Genomic DNA, 17,660 nt, shown 5'->3' with positions numbered 1-17,660 from the left:
CCGGGACCGTCGCCGCCTCCGCGACGGCGTCGGCGATGCGCACCGGGCCCGTCACGACCTCCCACTGGTGGCCGGCGGACTTGGGCTGGCGCAGCACCTCCGCGATGACCCGCGCGAGGTCCGGCCGCGGGAGGGTCGACCGCGGGACCTTCTCCGCGAGGTGGACGCGGCCGGTGCCGGGCCCGTCGCTCAGCGGGCCGGGGCGCAGGATGGTCCAGTCGAGGCCGGAGTCGCGCACCGCGTGGTCCGAGTCGCGCTTGGCCTTGACGTACGCGGCCCACACGTCGCCGCGCTCGGGGTCCGGGTCCTTGTCCACGCCGATAGCCGACACCTGAACGAGGCGCTTGATGCCCCGGAGCTTCGCGGCCTCGATGGTCATGAGCGCGCCCAGGTAGTCGACCGTGTGCTTGCGCTCGATCGAGCCGTCGGGTCCGCCGCCGGCCGCGAACACGACCGCCTGGCAGCCCGCGAGCTGGGTGGCGAGCTCGTGCGCGTCGGCCACCTCGAGGTCGAGGTGGCGCGGGATCGCGCCCATGCCGGACAGCGCGCCCAGCTGATCGTTCTTGCGCGCGAGCGCGACCACCTCCTGCCCGTGGTCGATCAGGCGCGGGATGAGCTTGCGGGCGACCTTGCCGTACCCGCCGACGATGGCGACGCGATGGGGAATGCTCATGCTTCTAGCCTGGCGCACATCGCGCCGCCCTGCCTAGTGAGCGGCGCGATGTCAGGGGTAATCCTCGCCACACCGCAGAGCGTCCGCTGACAAACGGCGCGAATCGAGCCCGGCGGCGGGGCCGCGGGGCCGCCGGCCCCCCGGTCAGCCCTTGGGGTCGGGGCCGTACTGGTTGGGACCCCGCGCGCCGGGAATGAGGCCGATGATGTTCACCGCGAGCGGGACCAGCAGCCCCAGCAGCGCGACCGGCCCCGGGATCCCCACGTCCTGGCAGCGGCGCCAGCCGAGCGCGAGCGTGGGGATGAACAGCAGCAGGCCCATGAGGCCGGCGAGGACGAGCGCGGCGATCGACAGCGCGCCGATGCTCACGTCGCCGGCGTTCGTGAGGTCCGCGGGTCCGCCGCCGGCCGCGTAGAGGATCGCGACGATGATCGCGAGCGCCCACACGGTGAGCGTGTAGCCCCAGTACTCGCGCCGGGTGGACCGGCCGGAGAACGTCGCGTACTTGCCGAGCGCCGTGGTGAATCCGTTCATGATCTCCCTCGTCTCCCCGGCGGTCGCCGGAAACTATCGGGTCGCAGGTGCCACGGACGGCGCGCCCGTGGGGTCCGGCCCGAACCGATTGGAGCCGCGCTGGCCGGGCACCAGGCACAGGACCAGCGGGACGATGCTCAGGCCCACGAGGTGGAGCAGCATCCACAGCGCGGGCATGCCGGCGTCGTGCAGGCGGCGTGCCTGCACCGCGAGCAGCGGCACGCCCAGCACCAGGAACTGCGCGAGCAGGAGCAGCAGCCCGGCCGACAGCCAGCCGGTGTTCACCACGTCGGGGTTGATCGAGGGGTCGTCGGCGGGTCCGGACAGCGAGCCGTCGAACGCCAGGCCCCACATCACGGCGAAGGCGATCGCGACCGGGATCGCGACGGCCCAGGTGAAGCCGGCGAACCACCAGAACTCGGAGCGGCGCGCGCGGCCGCCGAACGTGCCCCACTGACGCAGGCACCGCCCGATCGCGGCTCCGGGACCCATCGACCCTCCTGTTCGGCGCTTCGCGCCCCTCCGGCGCCGTGCCTGGCACGGCCTGCCCCTGGGGCACACTCTACGACGCGCCGCTCCGCACGGGAGGCCTCATCCCCAGGGTGATCGCGCATCGTCCCTTGTCACCTGGGCCCCGGGAAGGGCCCGGCCCGGGACGATGCACGCCTAGGCTGACCGCGTGAGCCTCGCCCGCGACCTCAGCCGCCTCTGGCACGCCCGGGGCTTCCGCCGCCTCACCTACGCGCGCGTGCTCGCGCAGGGCGGGGACGGGATGCTGCAGGTGGGCATCGCGACCGCCTTCTTCTTCGACCCCACCCAGGCGGCGACGCCGCGCGACATCGCCGTGGGATTTGCGGTGCTGCTCGCGCCGTTCACGCTGGTGGGGCCGTTCGTGGGGCCGCTGATCGACCGGTGGCAGCGCCAGCGGATCATCCTGGTCGCGAACCTGGTGCGCGTGGTGCTCGCCGCGATGATCATCACGGTGCTCGCCCTCGACGGGCCGCTGTGGTCGCTGTACGCGCTCGCGCTGCTCACCCTGTCCGTCAACCGCTTCCTGCTCGCCGCGATGAGCGCCGGCATCCCCAAGGTGGTGCCGGCCGACGAGCTGCTCACCGCGAACGCGATCATGCCCACGCTGGGCACCATCGCGGCCTCCGTGGGCGCGGCGATCGGCGGCGTGGTGACGTTCGTGGCCCCCACCGCGTCGGACACGAGCCTCGCGTTCGCGGCGCTGTGCTGCGCGGGCGTCGCGTTCGGGCTCAGCGCGTGGGCCGCGACGCTGCTGGGCCGTCGCGAGCTGGGTCCCGACCACCCGCTCGAGGCGCTCGCCGTGGTCGCGCAGCTGCGGGCGCTGACGGCGGAGCTCGCGAGCGGCGTGCGGTACCTCCACGCCCGGGTGACCCCGTTCCACGCGCTGGGCGTGATGTCCGCGCAACGCCTGCTCTACGGGATCATGTTCGTCGCGTCGATCCTGGTCTCGCGGCACCTGCTGGGCGATCCCGATCACCCGGAGCAGTCGCTCGGGGCGTTCACCGTGGTGCTGGGATTCGCGGCGGTGGGCTTCGGCCTCGCGGCCGTGCTGACGCCGCTGTTCCGCGAGCGCATCTCCCGCCACCGGTGGATCATCCTGTGCCTGCTCGTGGGGGCGGTGGGCCAGGGGCTGCTGGCGCTGTCCGGCGAGGTGTGGGCGCTGCTCGCCGCGGCCGTGATCGTGAGCTTCGCGGTGCAGGGCGGCAAGATCGCCGTCGACACCATCGTCCAGCGCGACACCGCCGACCACATGCGCGGCCGCGCCTTCACCCTCTACGACATGGCGTACAACGTCGCGTTCATCTCCTCCGCGGTGATCGGCGCGCTGGTGCTGCCGCCCACCGGGTACTCGACGTTCGTGATGACGGGCGTGGCCATCGCCTACCTCGCTGTCGCGGCCATCTACGCCCAGATGCCGGTGCGGCCGGCTGTGGTTGACGCGGAGCGCCCCCACCCCCCTTCTGTTCGGGACACTGAGGACCGCTGAATCGGCTGGCGCGCGCGGTTCGGGACACTGAGGACCGCTCCATTCATAGCCGCGCGGTCCGGAGTGTCCCGCAGCATACGACACGCGCGATCTGGCGGTCCTCAGTGTCCCGGGCCAAAGACGCCTCCACGGCGCCAGCCACTGCCTAGCGGGCGAAGTCGGCACGGCGCCGGGCGACCGTGGCCTCGGCGATCCGTCGGCACCACTCCGGGCGGCCGGTGGTGTCCTCGAAGGTGAAGCGCAGCGTCTGGATCCCGACCGACGCGAGGCGTGCGTCGCGCATCGAGTCCGCCCGGCGCTGCTCCGGATCGTCGTGGGAGCCGCCGTCAAACTCCAGCGCGGTGAGCGATGCGGGGTCGAAGGCGTCGAGCCGATACGGGTATCCCTCCACGACGACGCGATGCTGCCGCACCACGGATCCAAGCAAGGGCCCCTGGAGCACGTGCGCGCCGCCCTCCTCCTCGAGGAAGCTCTCGGCACCCAGGTCAGCATGCTCGAGCCTGCGCAGGAGCTCGCGCCGCCCGCGAACCTTCGCCATGCGCTCGGCCTCGTACGCAATCTGCTCCGCCGTGACCAGCCGACGACGTATGGGCCGGTAGACGGCCTCCGCTCGCGACCCGGGCGGCAGCAGAGAATGAGCAACCACGACGGCAGCCGCCGGCTCCATCGCGCGCAAGGCTCCCCGCTCGCGCATGGCCGGCAGGCGGACGAACCTGCGGACCTGCACCCATCGGGGCCCGCGCAGGCGTTGCTCCCACGGCGCGGCGACGGTGATCGGTGGCACCCGGTCGGCTCCGTCCCACAGCGCGAGCGCGCTCAGGCCCGCGAGCATCGACGTCGGCCCTGCCCAACTCGTGGCGGTCCTGGCGCGCGTCTCCCACGACTCGGCGTGGATGCCCGACACGTAGCGGTCGGGCAGCAGGCGCACGAGTCGACCGCTCGCGATCTCGCCGTCGATGGCGGTGCGCGTGGCGATCGCGAGCAGCTCCGTGCGAGTCCACGGATCGAGGCGATGCGGCAGTGCGGCACGAAGGTCGGACACGCTCATGCCGCGACGGTGGCTCGTCTCCCGGCACTGTCGCACGGATCGGGACCGCGGCTGGGGAGATCCTTCCGGTTCATGGTCGGGGGACATCGCCCTCGCCCGCAGCTCTCGCGCCCCTGAGATCCGTGTGCCCCGCCTGCGTCGTGGTCCGGGCCCCCTGTGGTCCGGGCCCCGTGTGGTCCGGGACACTGAGGACCGCCAGAGGCGCGATCTGGCGTGCTGCGGGACAATCCGGACCGCCAACCCCATACTCGTGCGGTCCTCGCTGTCCCGCAGGAAGCGACGGCGCCGATTCACCGGTCCACATTGTCCCGGACCAAAAGCGACAGGCGCGCGGCGGGGGACTCCCAGAGCCAGGCGCGATCAGCCCTGCCGGGCCTCCCACCAGGCGCGCAGTTCGGCCTCGGCGCGCTCCGGGCCCAGCGGACCGTGCTCCATGCGCAGCTCGAGCAGGTGCTTGTAGGCGACGCCCACCTCGCGGCCGGGCGCGATGCCCAGGATCGCCATGATCTGGGTGCCGTCGAGGTCGGGGCGGATCGCGTCGATCTCCTCCTGCTCGCGCAGCTCGGCGATGCGGTGCTCGAGGTCGTCGTACGCGTGGGACAGGCGGTCCGCCTTGCGCCGGTTGCGGGTGGTGACGTCCGCGCGGGTGAGGCGGTGGAGCCGCTCGAGCTCGTCGCCCGCGTCGACCACGTAGCGGCGCACGGCCGAGTCCGACCAGCGCGCGTCCGCGTACCCGTGGAAGCGCAGGTGCAGGGCCACCAGGTGGTCGACCGCCTTGATGGTGTCCTTGTCGAAGCGCAGCTCCTTGAGCCGGCGGCGCGCCATCTTCGCGCCCACGACCTCGTGGTGGTGGAAGGAGACGCCGCCGCCCGGCTCGAGCCGGCGCGTGGGCGGCTTGCCGATGTCGTGCAGCAGCGACGCCAGGCGCAGCACCAGGTCCGGGCCGGGCACGGGCCCGTCGGGGCCGGTCTCCAGGTCGATGGCCTGCTCGACCACCGTGAGCGTGTGGTCGTAGACGTCCTTGTGGTGATGGTGCTCGTCGACCTCGAGCTTGAGCGCGGGCAGCTCGGGCAGCACGTGCTCCGCGATGCCGGAGTCCACGAGCGCCGCGAGACCCGCGCGCACCCAGCCGCCCAGCAGCAGCTTGACCAGCTCGTCGCGGACGCGCTCGGCGGAGACGATCGAGATCCGCTCCGCCATCGCGGCCATGGCCGCAAAGGTCGCCGGCTCGATGTCGAAGCCCAGCTGCGACGCGAAGCGCGCGGCGCGCATCATCCGCAGGGGATCGTCCCCGAAGGACACGGCCGGGTCCACCGGGGTCCGCAGCAGCCCGCCCGCGAGATCCTCGAGCCCGCCGAACGGGTCGACGAACTCCGCCTGGGGCAGCCGCACCGCCATCGCATTGACGGTGAAGTCGCGCCGCGCGAGGTCGCCCTCGAGCGAGTCGCCGAAGGCCACCACGGGCTTGCGGGTCGCGCCGTCGTACTCGTCCGCGCGGTAGGTGGTGATCTCGACCACCAGGTCCCCGCGGCGGCCGCCGATGGTCCCGAACTCCCGCCCCATGTCCCACGTGGCGCGCGTCCACGCCTTGAGCAGGCGCTCGATGTCGTCAGGCCGCGCCGAGGTCGCGAAGTCGAGGTCCGCGCTGGAGCGCCCCAGGAACGCGTCGCGCACCGGCCCGCCGACCAGCGCCAGCTCGTGACCGGCCGCCGCGAACGCCTCCGCGAGCTCGCCCACCTCGGGCGGCAGCGCGCCCCAGAGTCCCTGCGCGCGGGCGCGCAGGACGGCGATGTCGGGCAGTTCGAGGGTGGGAGTCACGCGCTCCAGTGTCCCAGATGCCCTGGGGGACGATGCGGTGGCCGGGTCGGGCGAGCCAGGACCGGGGTCCCTCGCGCGGTCGCTAAAGTTGGCCCATGCCCAAGCCGTCCGCACCCGTCCCCGGCCCGGTGCCGCACCCCCCCACGGTGGTGCAGCCCCGGCGCAGGCGCGAGGGCTCGGGACGGACGGCGTCGCTGCCGGTGAGTAACGAGACCTCGGCCGGAGGCATCGCCATCCGGATCGAGGACGGCATCGCGTACGCCGCGTGCATCGGGCGTCGCAACCGCGCCGGCCGGCTCGAGTGGTGCCTGCCCAAGGGCCACATCGAGGAGGGCGAGACGCCGGAGATCGCGGCGGTGCGCGAGGTGGCCGAGGAGACCGGCATCGACGCGGAGATCATCCAGCCGCTGGGCGTCATCGACTACTGGTTCACGGGCGACGACCGCCGCGTGCACAAGGTGGTGCACCACTACCTCCTCGAGGCCAAGGGCGGCTACATCACCACCGAGAACGATCCCGACCACGAGGCCGAGGTCGCCCGCTGGATCCAGGTCGCGACGCTCGCGTCCGAGCTCGCGTTCCCCAACGAGCGGAAGATGGCGGTGGCGGCGGCGCGCCTGCTCGCCATCGAGTCCTGACGCGGGCACCCGTGCGAGCGATCGGAGCGCTGCTGGCGGCCGCCGTGGTCGCGGCGCCCCTCGTGGCACTCGGGCCCGCGGTCGCCCCCGCGACGGCGGCCGACGATCCCGCCGAGCCCGCGGCCACGGCCTCTCCCGCCGCACCATCGCCGGCCACCCCGTCGCCCGCCACCACCGCGGACCCGGGAGAGGACCAGGCCCAGGACCCGGCGGACGATGCGGCCGAGGACGAGGCGGTCGTCGCCGCCCAGCTGCTCGCCTACCCGGCGGCCACGGTCGGACCCCGCGACCTGCTGTCCGCGCGCGTGCGCGTCGACAACGGCGAGGACCTCCCGCTCGAGGACGCGCGCGTCCTCGTGTCGCTCACGGCCGCGCCGCTCACCACGTCCGCGCAGATCGACGCCTTCCTCGCGGCCCCGGGCGGCCGCATGCTGTCGGTCGCGAGCGCGGACGTGGGCGAGTCCATCGAGGTGCCGGTGGACGATGCGCCCGGAACCTCCGCGAGCCCCGCGCCCGAGGAGGTGCCCACCCCGGACGCGAGCGCGGCCCCCGAGGAGGAGCCCGAGACCCGGACCGTGCATCGGCTCGCCGCGGGCGCCTCGACCGTGGTCTCGGCCAACGTCCGGGGGTCGGACCTGGGACTCGGCGAGTCGTGGGGCGTGCGAGGACTGACCATCGCGCTCGAGACCGCCGACGGCACCATCCCGGTGGAGACCGGGGTCGTCACGTGGACCGGCGCGGGCATCCCCCAGATGGAGCTCGCCGCCGTCGTCAGCGCGACCGGCTCGAGCACCCGCGTGCGCACCGTGGCGGAGGCGTCCGACGCGGCCGGTGTCACGCTCCTGCTCGATGCGTCGCAGCTGGGCACGGCCGGCGCGGCGAGCATCCCCCTGGGCGACCGCGACGTGTACCGCCTCCCGGCCCAGGACCCGGACCTCGCGTCGCTCGCGCACGCCCAGGACGAGTCCCTGCTCGCCTTCGCCCTCGACCGCTCCGAGTCCACCGCGACCGGCGTGGTGCGGGCGCTCCCGTGGCTCGCGGTGTCGCCCACCCTCGACCAGGCCACCGTGGACTTCGCGGCCGCGCACGGCGCCGCGGCCATGCTGCTCGACGGCGAGGCCGCCGCGGGCGACGCGGCCCCGGACGCGGCGGTGACGCTGGCGTCCACCGGCGCCGGCACGCTCGCGGTCATCGCCCCGGACCTCGAGCTGTCGGCCGCGGTGGCGCAGGCCCGGCCCGGATCGCTCTCGGCGCCCGCGCGGGCCGTGGCGGAGGCCGCGCTGCTGGCCGAGTCCGGCACCGCCGTGGTCTCCACGGGCAGCACCTGGCTCTCGTCCGTCGGCGGTGACGCCCAGACCCTCGAGGCGGTGCTCGCGGCCCCCTTCGTGACCCCGGTGACGGTGGCGGACCTGGTGGCCGGCGCATCGTCCGAGGCCACCGTCCCCGGCGAGGCCCGCACGTCGGGCGACCTGGCCGCCGAGAGCGTCGCGGAACTAGCGAGTCGACTGACTGGGCTGGAGCGGCTCGCCACCACCGCCTCGGAGCCGGACGCGATCATGGATCCGGGCGCGGACGCGCTCCTCGCGCCGCTCGCGCGCCCCCTGCGCGCCGACCCCGACCTCCGAGCCGCGCGCCTCGGGTCCTCGCTGACGGAGCTCGACGCGACGCTGGGCGCGCTGTACCTGCCGGCCGGATCGGACATCAACCTCATCGCCGCCTCCGGGTCCGTGCCGGTGGCCGTGCGCAACGACCTGCCCGTGGAGGCGACCGTCCGGGTGGAGATGCTGTCCTTCAGCCCCAACCTCCAGGTGCGCGAGTCGCCGGTGGTGACGGTGGCGGCCGGCGCGACGCAGTCCGTGCTGGTGCCGGTGGAGGCGGTGTCGACCGCGGACGTCACCGCGGCGATCGTGCTGCGCAACGATGCGGGTGAGCCGGTGAGCGACCGGGTCACCCTCACGGTCCGCGTGCGTGCCGACTGGGGCAACGCGGTGACCGCCGTCTTCACGGTGGGACTGGTCCTGCTGCTCGTGGCCGGCGTCTACCGAACCATCCGCCGCGGCCGCAAGGACACGCGCACGGGACCTCGGCAGGGCACTGCCGCGCCGGGTCCCGGCGACAATGGCTGACATGACCGACGCCCCGCGCCCCTCCGACGACGTCTCCGGGGAGGGTGGGGAGCCGATGCCGCCGCGCAAGTCGCTGCGCCGCAACACCATGGTGATGGCGTCCGGGACGCTCGTCTCGCGCGGCCTGGGCTTCATCCGCAACGCGATGCTCGCGGCCGCGATCGGCGCCACCGGCATCGCCGCGAACTCCTACGACGTCGCCAACAAGATCCCCAACACGCTGTACGCGATCGTCGCGGCCGGCGTGCTCAACGCGGTGCTGGTCCCGCAGATCGTCCGCGCCTTCCGGCGCGCCGACGGCAAGCGGACGGTCGACCGCATCGTCACCCTCGGGGTGTTCGGCTCGCTCGCCATCACGCTGGTGTTCACGCTCGCGGCACCCGTCTTCGTCGGGATCTACACGCAGGGCTGGGGCGCGGAGCAGCGCGACCTCGCCACGGCGTTCGCGTTCTGGTGCATCCCCCAGCTGTTCTTCTACAGCGTCTACACGATCCTGGGCCAGGTGCTCAACGCGCGCGAGCAGTTCGGGCCCTACATGTGGGCGCCCGTGCTCAACAACGTCGTGTCCGTGGCCGGGCTCGCAGCCTTCCTCGCGCTGTACGGCGGCTACCGGCCCGAGATCGACCAGCCGGACTGGTGGACCCCGGGGTCCACGTGGCTCATCGCGGGCACGGCCACGCTGGGAATCGCGGCGCAGGCGCTCATCCTCGTGTGGCCGCTCATGCGCGGCGGCTACCGCTGGCGCCCGGTCTGGCGCGGCCCCAAGGGGGAGCTGTCCGGCGTCACCACCGTCGCGGGCTGGGCGCTCGGCGCCGTGCTCCTGGACCAGGTGGGCGTCATCGCGGTCACCCGCGTCGCCTCCGAGGCCGGCGCCGTGGGCCACGACCTGGGCGACGCCTCGATCGCCGGCAACGCCGCCTACTTCAACGCGATGATGCTGTACCTGCTGCCGCACTCGCTCATCATCGTGTCGCTGCTCACCGCGCTCGCCACCACCATGTCGCGCCACGCGGCCGCCCAGGACATGGCCGCGCTGCGCGCGACCGTGGCGCGCGGGATGCGCATCGTCACCGTCTTCGGGCTGTGGTCCACGGCGGTGCTCGTCGCGCTCGCGCCCATGATCGTCCGCCTCGCGCTGCCCACCGTGCCCGCCGACGTGGTCCAGTCCATCGCGTACGTGCTCATGGCGCTCGCCGTGGGCGGCGCGCCGCTGGCCTTGCTGGGCGTGTTCAAGAACGTGTTCTTCGCCCTCGAGGACGCGAAGGCGGTCTTCTACATCCAGATCCCCGTCACCCTCGTGTGGGTGCTCGGGATGCTCGGCCTCCAGCGCGTGCTCGACCCGTACTGGTGGACCGCGGGCACCGCGCTGGCGCTGTCGCTCGCGAACGTGGTCTGCGTGGTCCTGCGCGGCGTGGGCGTGCGCCGGCGCATCGGCGGCCTCGACGGACGCCGCTACCCCGCCCTCGCGGCGCGCGCGCTGCTCGCCGCGCTCGTCTCGGGCGCCGTCGGCTGGGCGCTCCTGCGCCTGGTCCCCGAGGCCGGCGGCGACGACGTGCTGCACAGCCTCATGGTCGCTGGCGTCTCGCTGGCCGTCCTGGTCCCGGTGATGGGCCTCGTGTACTGGGCGCTGCTGCGGCTCCTGCGCGTGCCCGAGGCCAACGAGCTCGTGGCCCCTGTGGTGAGCCGTCTGAGGCGCCGCGTACGATGAACCTCACATTCGAGACATCGAGGGAGGACGCGTGCACGCTGGCACGACGGTAGGCGGACGCTTCGCCCTCATCGAGTCGCTGCCTCACGACGTCCCCGGAATCGCCCGCTTCAGGGCGCACGATGCACGGCTCGGCCGGGACACGCTCGTGGACGTGGTGAGCGGGGCCAGGAGCGAGGCGGTCCGGGCGGAGGCCACGCGCGCCTCCCGGCTGCACGATCCTCGGCTCGCACGCGTCGTGGGGGTCGGCCGCCACGAGGACGCCGCGTACGTCGCGACCGAACACGTCGAGGGCGTGCGCCTCACCGACGTGCTCGCCGACCGTCGCCTGGACTCCCGCCGCGCGCTCGCCGCGGTCGGCGGCGTGGGCCGCGCGCTCGTCGCCGCCCGCACCTCCGGCCTCCACCACGGCATGCTGCGGCCCGCCGCCGTGACCATCACCCCGCGCGGACGCGTGGTCCTGTCGGGCATCGGCGTCGACGGCCCCGCCCAGGAGGACGCGGACGCTCCTCCAGCCGCGGCCGATGCGCCCACGCGGCCCGACGACGAGGCGGCGGCGATCGCCGCCCGCGCCCGCGCATCGTCCCTGGCCGAGGCCGTCGACGCGAAGGCCCTCGCCGCCCTGCTGGTGCGCTGCCTGACCGGCGGCCCGGCCGCCGACGCGACCCCGGACGACCTTCCCGAGGACCTGCCGACCCAGGCGCGCGCCCTGTGCGAGGACGTGCTGGCCGGCCACTCGCCCGAGCGGCTCGATGCGGTCGTCCGGGCGCTGAGCCCGTTCGATCCGCGTGCCCTCGCGGGCCTGAGCGAGGCCTTGGACACACTCGAGCCCAGCGTCGCCCGGGCTCGGGAGCTCGAGCACGCGCGCCGCGCCGAGCAGGAGCGCGCCGAGCGCGAGGCGCGCGAGCAGGCCGAGATCGAGGCGCGCGAGCGTGCCGCCCGTGAGGCCTGGGAGCAGGCCGCCCACGAGGAGGCGCAGCGTCAATCCCGGCTCGGTGCGGGCGCGGCCGCGGGCGCCGCGGCGGCGGGGGCGACCACCGCGGCCTCGTCCCTGGTCACGCCAGAGACGCTCGAGCACGCCCGCCACGAGGCCGACGAGGTCGCCGCGGAGGCGGTCGCGAGCCCGGACCTGCGCGAGCAGCTGCGCGAGGCGGAGGAGGAGCTCTATGAGACGCCCGCCCAGCGCGAGGCGCCGCCCGAGCCCACCGGCCCCGCGGACAAGTACGAGGCCGGCTTCGACACGCTCGAGGTCATGGTCACCGAGCAGACCGAGGCGCGCGGACCGTCGACGTGGGAGCTGGTGCTCGAGCGGCTGCACCGCCGCTGGCCCCGCTCCGTGTCCATCACGCGCAGCCTCGACCGCGCGCGCGACCGGGCCCAGAACGGCGGGCCGCTCAACGGCACCCGCCTCACGGTCGTGGTCGCGATCCTCGCGCTCATCGGCGCGGTGTGGATCGCGATGGCCGGATTCAGAGCGCCCCTGGACGACTCGATCGTGATCGAGCAGGACCCCGAGCCCACGACGTCCTCCCCGGCACCCATCGACCCCACTCCCAGCCCGGCCACCCAACCCTCGAGCTGACCGGTCCGAACAGGAACAAGTTGGCCCCCACCGGCCGTTTCCCCGTCCGGACACCCGAAGTACGCACCGCACCCGAAGGAAGCAACGTGAGCGAGACCCGCAACCTGATCATCGTCGGCTCCGGCCCCGCCGGCTACACCGCCGCCATCTACGCCGCCCGCGCCGGCCTGCAGCCGCTCGTCGTGGCGGGCTCCGTCACCGCCGGCGGCGCGCTCATGAACACGACCGAGGTGGAGAACTTCCCCGGCTTCGTCGAGGGCATCCAGGGCCCCGAGCTCATGGAGGTGCTCCAGGCGCAGGCCGAGCGCTTCGGCGCGGAGGTCATGTTCGACGATGCGACCGAGCTTGAGCTCGAGGGCGCCACCAAGCGCGTGGTCACCGGCATGGGCAAGGAGTTCACTGCCCCGGCCGTCATCCTCGCCACCGGCTCCGCGTACCGCGAGCTAGGCCTCGAGGACGAGCGCCGCCTGTCCGGCAAGGGCGTGTCCTGGTGCGCGACGTGCGACGGCTTCTTCTTCCGCGACCAGACGGTCGTCGTCGTGGGCGGCGGCGACTCCGCCGTCGAGGAGGCGACCTTCCTCACCCGCTTCGCCTCGAAGGTCTACCTGGTGCACCGCCGCGACGAGCTGCGCGCGTCGAAGATCATGGCCGACCGTGCGAAGGCCGACCCCAAGATCGAGTTCGTGTGGAACTCGCAGGTGGTGGGCCTCGACGGCGCCGACAAGCTCGCGGGCGTGCGCGTGAAGAACACCGTCTCCGGCGAGGAGTCGACGCTCGAGGCGACCGGCCTGTTCGTGGCGATCGGCCACGACCCGCGCTCGGAGCTGGTCAAGGGCGTGGTCGACACGGACGAGGCCGGCTACGTGCAGGTCATCGGCCGCACCACGGCCACCAACGTCGACGGCGTGTTCGCGTGCGGCGACCTGGTCGACTCGCGCTACCGCCAGGCGATCACCGCCGCGGGCTCGGGCTGCGCCGCCGCGCTGGACGCCCAGCACTTCCTGGACGGGCTGGCGGAGGCCGATGCGGAGGGCGCCTCCGAGGAGGCCCCGGCCGAGGCGTCGGCACCGGTCGTGCACACGGCCCCCGTCGCCGCGACGAACGACACGTTCAAGGCCGAGGTGCTCGAGGCCGACGTCCCCGTGGTCGTCGACTTCTGGGCGGCCTGGTGCGGCCCGTGCCGCGCGGTCGCGCCGCTGCTCGACGAGCTCGCGGAGCAGTACGCGGGCAGGCTCAAGGTGGTCAAGGTGGACACCGACGACAACCCCGAGCTCGCGCGCGCCTACGGCGTGACCTCGATCCCGACCATGGCGTTCTTCAAGGACGGCGAGGTCGTCAAGTCGGTGGTGGGCGCCCGTCCCAAGCCGGCCCTCACCGAACTTTTCGACGAGGCGCTCGCCTGACCCGCCCATCGTCCCCGTGCAGGCGCCCTGGCGCCTGACCCGACCGCAGCCCCCCCGCCTGACCGCGGGGGGCTGCGTCGTCGTGCGAGACTTGCCCCCATGACGGACGCCACCCCCACCCCCCGCGAGGGCACGCGGCTCGATCCCTGGTACGGCTCGTATGCGCAGCGCGCGCACCAGATGCGGGCCTCGGAGATCCGGGCGCTGTTCGCGGTGGCCAGCCGGCCCGAGGTGGTATCGCTCGCCGGGGGCATGCCGTTCATCGGCGGGCTGCCGCTCGAGCAGCTGGGCGAGATGACGCGCCGGATCATCGTCGAGCAGGGCGAGGTGGCGCTCCAGTACGGCTCCGGCCAGGGCGACCCGATGCTGCGCGAGCAGATCCTCGACGTCATGGCGCTCGAGGGGATCCGCGCGCATCCGGACGATGTGGTGGTCACCACCGGTTCGCAGCAGGCCCTCGACCTGGTCACCAACATCTTCATCGATCCGGGCGACGTGATCGTGGCCGAGGCGCCGTCCTATGTGGGCGCGCTGGGCGTGTTCCGCGCGCACGAGGCCGACGTGGTGCACGTTCCCATGGACGCGCACGGGCTCGTGCCGGAGGCGCTCGAGCGCACGCTCGCGCACCTCAAGGCGGAGGGTCGGCGGGTGAAGTTCCTCTACACGGTGCCCAACTTCCACAATCCGGGCGGCGTCACGCTGTCGCTCGAGCGGCGCCCGCGGGTGCTCGAGATCTGCGCGCGGTACGGCGTGCTGGTGCTCGAGGACAACCCGTACGGACTCTTGGGCTTCGACAAGGATCCGCTGCCGGCGATGCGCTCTATGAGCGAGGAAGGCGTCATCTACCTGGGGTCTTTCTCCAAGACGTTTGCGCCGGGATACCGCGTGGGATGGGCGGTCGCGCCGCACGCCGTGCGCGAGAAGTTGGTGCTGGCGTCCGAGGCGGCGATCCTCAGCCCGTCCAACGCGTCGCAGATGGCCATCGGCGCCTACCTGGACCAGTTCGACTGGCAGGGTCAGATCAAGAACTTCCAGGTGCAGTACAGGGAGCGGCGGGACTCGATGATCTCCGCGCTGTCCGAGCACATCCCCGACGCGACGTGGAACGTGCCCGACGGCGGCTTCTACGTCTGGGTGAGGCTGCCCGACGGCCTCGACGCCAAGTCGATGCTGCCTCGCGCCATCACGGCCCGCGTCGCGTACGTGTCCGGTTCCGCCTTCTACATCGACGGCTCGGGCACCGACCACCTGCGGCTGTCGTACTGCTTCCCCACGCCCGAGCGCATCCGGGAGGGCGTGCGGCGCCTCGCGACCGTGGTGGACGCGGAGCTCGAGACGGTGCGGATCTTCGGCACCTCCGGCGGGCGGGCCGGCACCACCGTCGACTTCCCATCCCCGGACCTGTACTGACATGGCTTCGCCTGTTCTGAGACGACCGAGAACGCCGAGGGGGCTTTCATGCACGCACTGATCCTGGCCGGCGGGCTGTCGCACGAGCGGGACGTCTCCATCCGCTCGGGGCGGCGCGTCCACGAGTTCCTGCGCGGTCGCTTTGACAAGGTCTCCCTGCTCGACGTGGACTCGGAGTTGGTGCCCACGCTGCGATTCGGCGACGTGGACGTCGTCTGGCCGCTGCTGCACGGCGCATCCGGGGAGGACGGCTCCCTTCAGGCGCTGCTCGAGCTCGTGGGCGTGCCGTTCGTGGGCACCGGGTCGAAGGAGGCGCGCGTCGCCTGGAACAAGGCCGTGGCCAAGGCGGTGCTGCTGCGCGAGGGCATCGCGACACCCGACTATGTCACGCTGCCGCAGTCGCTGTTCCGTGAGGTGGGCGCCGAGCACATCCTCGACCTCATCGTCGATCGCTTCTCGCTGCCCGTCGTGGTGAAGCCCGTCAGGGGCGGCTCGGCGCTGGGCGTGTCCGTGGTCCAGTCGCGCGAGGACCTCGCCAGCGCGATGGTGCACTGCTTCGCGTACGGCGACACCGCGCTCATCGAGAAGGCGGTCATCGGCACGGAGGTGGCGATGAGCGTACTGGGCACGGGGGACGCTGCCAGGGTGCTGCCGGCGGTCGAGATGGTGACCGACAACGGTGACTACGACTTCGATGCGCGGTACAACCCCGGCCGGGTGGAGTACTTCGCGCCGGCCCGACTGAGCGACGCTGCGAGGGAGGCGGCCGAGCGGACCGCTCTCCAGGTGCACCGCGTGATGGGCCTGCGGGACCTCAGCAGGGTGGACATCATCCTCGACGGCGAGGGCGTGCCTCAGGTCATCGATATCAACATCGTCCCTGGTATGACCGAGACTTCCCTGTTCCCGCAGGCCGCCGAGGCCGCGGGTCTCGACCTCGCTGCGGTGTACGGGGAGCTCGTCGACGAGGCCTTCGCGCGGCATTCCGCGAGGTAGTTCTCTCGGGCGCGCCATGGCTCCGTAGCGCCCCTGGAGCGCGCTGCCGCGGCGCAGGGATGCCTGACCGAGGGTCGTCGGACCGCCGGGCGTAGAATCGGAGTGTGCGGGGTTGCCGCGCGGAGGGACTGCGCGGGGCGCTGCGGTGCGGGGGTCGGTTCCCATGCGAAGGCGCGGTGCATGGTGCGGGGCCGTCACGGGACTGCTCCTGACGGCCGGCTGTGGTGCCGACAGCGACTCGTCCGGCGTGCCCAGCGCCTCCGGGGCACCGGCGGCGAGCCCCTCCGTCGAGGCTGCGGAGCCTGCCGTCACCGCTCCGATCATCACTCCCGGTCCCGCGGAGGACCCGTCCGTGCCGTCCGCAGATTCGGACGCTCCCTCGCCCGTCCCATCGACGTCGGCGTCACCGGAGGCTTCACCCTCCCCGACCGTGTCGTCTGTTCCGGACTCCGCGGATCTCCCTGGTGAGGTTGTCGCGGAGGGGCCGGCCGAGGGCGACGTTCTTGGGGTGGTGGGAATCCCTCACGACGAGGCGCTGCGGTTGCGTTCGTCGCCCGGTGGTGACGGAGTCGCCGTGGCTGAGCTCGGCCCCCTCGCCGACGACGTGATCGCGGTGGGACGCACTCGACTGGTGGACGGGTCGCTGTGGCACGAGGTGGCGGCCGGCGGCACCACGGGTTGGGCCGAGGGCTCACATCTGATGTACCTGGGCGGTGTCGACGATGCCACCTCCGCGGTCGTCGACGCGATCGGCTCCCGACCGACGGTGTCGACGATGCCCGAGTTGGGAATCCTCGTCGCACAGCAATTCGCGAGCTCAGATCCTCTCTCCGTTGTTTCCTTGACGGTGCCGGCCACCGTCGGCGACCTCGGAGAGATCACCTACGACGTGCTGGGGCTCGGCGACGACTCCGTGGGTGGCATGCGACTGCACGTCTTCGGCACGCCGAGCAATGGCGGCTTCGTGCTCATGTCCGTGGAGCGGACGGCACTGTGCCTTCGAGGCGTCGTCGACGAGGCCTGCGTCTGAGTCGAAAGCCCGCGCTTGACAGGGAGGGCCCCGCGCTAGGGTCGTTGTTCCACGTGAAACATGTGGTGGCGCTGCGCCGGCAGGGATCGTCAGGCTTGACGCGGCAGTTCGGATTGCGCCCGCATGCACACCGGCGTCCGGGTTTCACGTGAAACATCGGCGTGGGTCGCGTGTGGCGCGTCCGTCGCGTGTGCTGCGTGTGGTGCGTCGTTCTCGTGGCCCGCGGCCGCCATCGGTCATCGGTCATCCGGCATCGACCGCAGGGGTCACCAGAAGCCGCCCCTCGCATGGGCAAGGCCCGCTTGATTGGCAGATGTGAACGGATTCGACGAGGTCGCCACAGCCACCGAGCCCTAGGTGGGTCTGAAGGCTCCGTCGAGGCTCCGTCAAGGCCACGCCGGCCAGCGCGGAAGCGCACCCCGCGCCCATCCTGCGATCACGAGGACATGGAGCTTCTGTGTGCCGCACACCACGAGCGCGCGCTTGGCGGCTCGGTGAGGCGCTCGCTCGACCTGGCCCGCGGATCGCCCGGGCACCACTCCAGGGTTCAGCCGCGACGCCCCGCATGGATGGTCAACGTTTCACGTGAAACACGTGGCCACCATCCCACCCCATCCCGCTCGACGTGCAAGGACGAATGCCCGTAGCGCCCCCACTCCAGGGGATGGCCACGGGCA

The 17,660-nt window shown here is 72.9% G+C and carries 14 protein-coding genes; 9 read left to right on the top strand and 5 right to left on the bottom strand.

Annotated elements, in window-relative coordinates; genetic code table 11:
• The 3 genes from AOM03_RS10580 to AOM03_RS10570 all read right to left on the bottom strand — a co-directional run.
• On the bottom strand, positions 1-673 hold a 673-nt coding region (locus tag AOM03_RS10580), incomplete at its 3' end, for an SDR family oxidoreductase (RefSeq protein ID WP_062381151.1).
• Between the two features lie 144 nt (positions 674-817).
• Positions 818-1,207 carry a DUF805 domain-containing protein gene (locus tag AOM03_RS10575; protein ID WP_062381149.1) on the bottom strand — a complete coding sequence of 130 codons (390 nt, stop codon included), beginning with the start codon at positions 1,205-1,207 and terminating at the stop codon, positions 818-820.
• A gap of 33 nt (positions 1,208-1,240) precedes the next feature.
• On the bottom strand, positions 1,241-1,699 hold the full coding sequence (locus AOM03_RS10570; protein WP_062381147.1) for a DUF805 domain-containing protein: 459 nt from the start codon (positions 1,697-1,699) through the stop codon (positions 1,241-1,243).
• 187 nt (positions 1,700-1,886) lie between these two features.
• On the opposite strand from AOM03_RS10570, the gene AOM03_RS10565 reads away from it, so the two are divergent.
• On the top strand, positions 1,887-3,224 hold the full coding sequence (locus AOM03_RS10565; RefSeq protein ID WP_062381146.1) for an MFS transporter: 1,338 nt from the start codon (positions 1,887-1,889) through the stop codon (positions 3,222-3,224).
• A gap of 145 nt (positions 3,225-3,369) precedes the next feature.
• Here AOM03_RS10565 and AOM03_RS10560 read toward each other — a convergent pair whose 3' ends face one another.
• Entirely contained in the window at positions 3,370-4,272 is a 903-nt protein-coding gene (locus AOM03_RS10560; protein WP_062381144.1) for an endonuclease domain-containing protein, read from the bottom strand.
• A gap of 360 nt (positions 4,273-4,632) precedes the next feature.
• Entirely contained in the window at positions 4,633-6,090 is a 1,458-nt protein-coding gene (locus AOM03_RS10555; RefSeq protein ID WP_062381143.1) for a CCA tRNA nucleotidyltransferase, read from the bottom strand.
• Between the two features lie 95 nt (positions 6,091-6,185).
• On the opposite strand from AOM03_RS10555, the gene AOM03_RS10550 reads away from it, so the two are divergent.
• The 8 genes from AOM03_RS10550 (at position 6,186) to AOM03_RS10515 (ending at position 16,983) form a co-directional block, all read left to right on the top strand.
• Positions 6,186-6,728, top strand: a complete 543-nt coding sequence (locus AOM03_RS10550; protein ID WP_062381141.1) for an NUDIX hydrolase — start codon at positions 6,186-6,188, stop codon at positions 6,726-6,728.
• An 11-nt stretch (positions 6,729-6,739) separates the two neighbouring features.
• On the top strand, positions 6,740-8,854 hold the full coding sequence (locus AOM03_RS10545) for a DUF6049 family protein (RefSeq protein ID WP_062381139.1): 2,115 nt from the start codon (positions 6,740-6,742) through the stop codon (positions 8,852-8,854).
• A gap of 1 nt (position 8,855) precedes the next feature.
• Entirely contained in the window at positions 8,856-10,562 is a 1,707-nt protein-coding gene (gene murJ, locus AOM03_RS10540) for a murein biosynthesis integral membrane protein MurJ (protein ID WP_062381138.1), read from the top strand.
• 31 nt (positions 10,563-10,593) lie between these two features.
• Positions 10,594-12,144, top strand: a complete 1,551-nt coding sequence (locus AOM03_RS10535; protein ID WP_062381136.1) for a protein kinase family protein — start codon at positions 10,594-10,596, stop codon at positions 12,142-12,144.
• 86 nt (positions 12,145-12,230) lie between these two features.
• Positions 12,231-13,547, top strand: a complete 1,317-nt coding sequence (gene trxB, locus AOM03_RS10530) for a thioredoxin-disulfide reductase (protein ID WP_062381135.1) — start codon at positions 12,231-12,233, stop codon at positions 13,545-13,547.
• A 99-nt stretch (positions 13,548-13,646) separates the two neighbouring features.
• Positions 13,647-14,957: an aminotransferase-like domain-containing protein gene (locus AOM03_RS10525; RefSeq protein WP_062381133.1), complete on the top strand. Its 1,311-nt coding sequence runs from the start codon at positions 13,647-13,649 to the stop codon at positions 14,955-14,957.
• Between the two features lie 48 nt (positions 14,958-15,005).
• Entirely contained in the window at positions 15,006-15,953 is a 948-nt protein-coding gene (locus tag AOM03_RS10520; protein WP_062381132.1) for a D-alanine--D-alanine ligase family protein, read from the top strand.
• Between the two features lie 574 nt (positions 15,954-16,527).
• Positions 16,528-16,983 carry a hypothetical protein gene (locus AOM03_RS10515; protein WP_156157714.1) on the top strand — a complete coding sequence of 152 codons (456 nt, stop codon included), beginning with the start codon at positions 16,528-16,530 and terminating at the stop codon, positions 16,981-16,983.
• Positions 16,984-17,660 lie beyond the last annotated feature (677 nt).

This window comes from Demequina pelophila (assembly GCF_000971175.1).
In the GTDB taxonomy this organism is placed as follows: Bacteria; Actinomycetota; Actinomycetes; order Actinomycetales; family Demequinaceae; genus Demequina; species Demequina pelophila.
The sequence above is the reverse complement of the archived record's forward strand: the minus strand, read 5'-3'. Positions and strand labels throughout refer to the sequence as shown.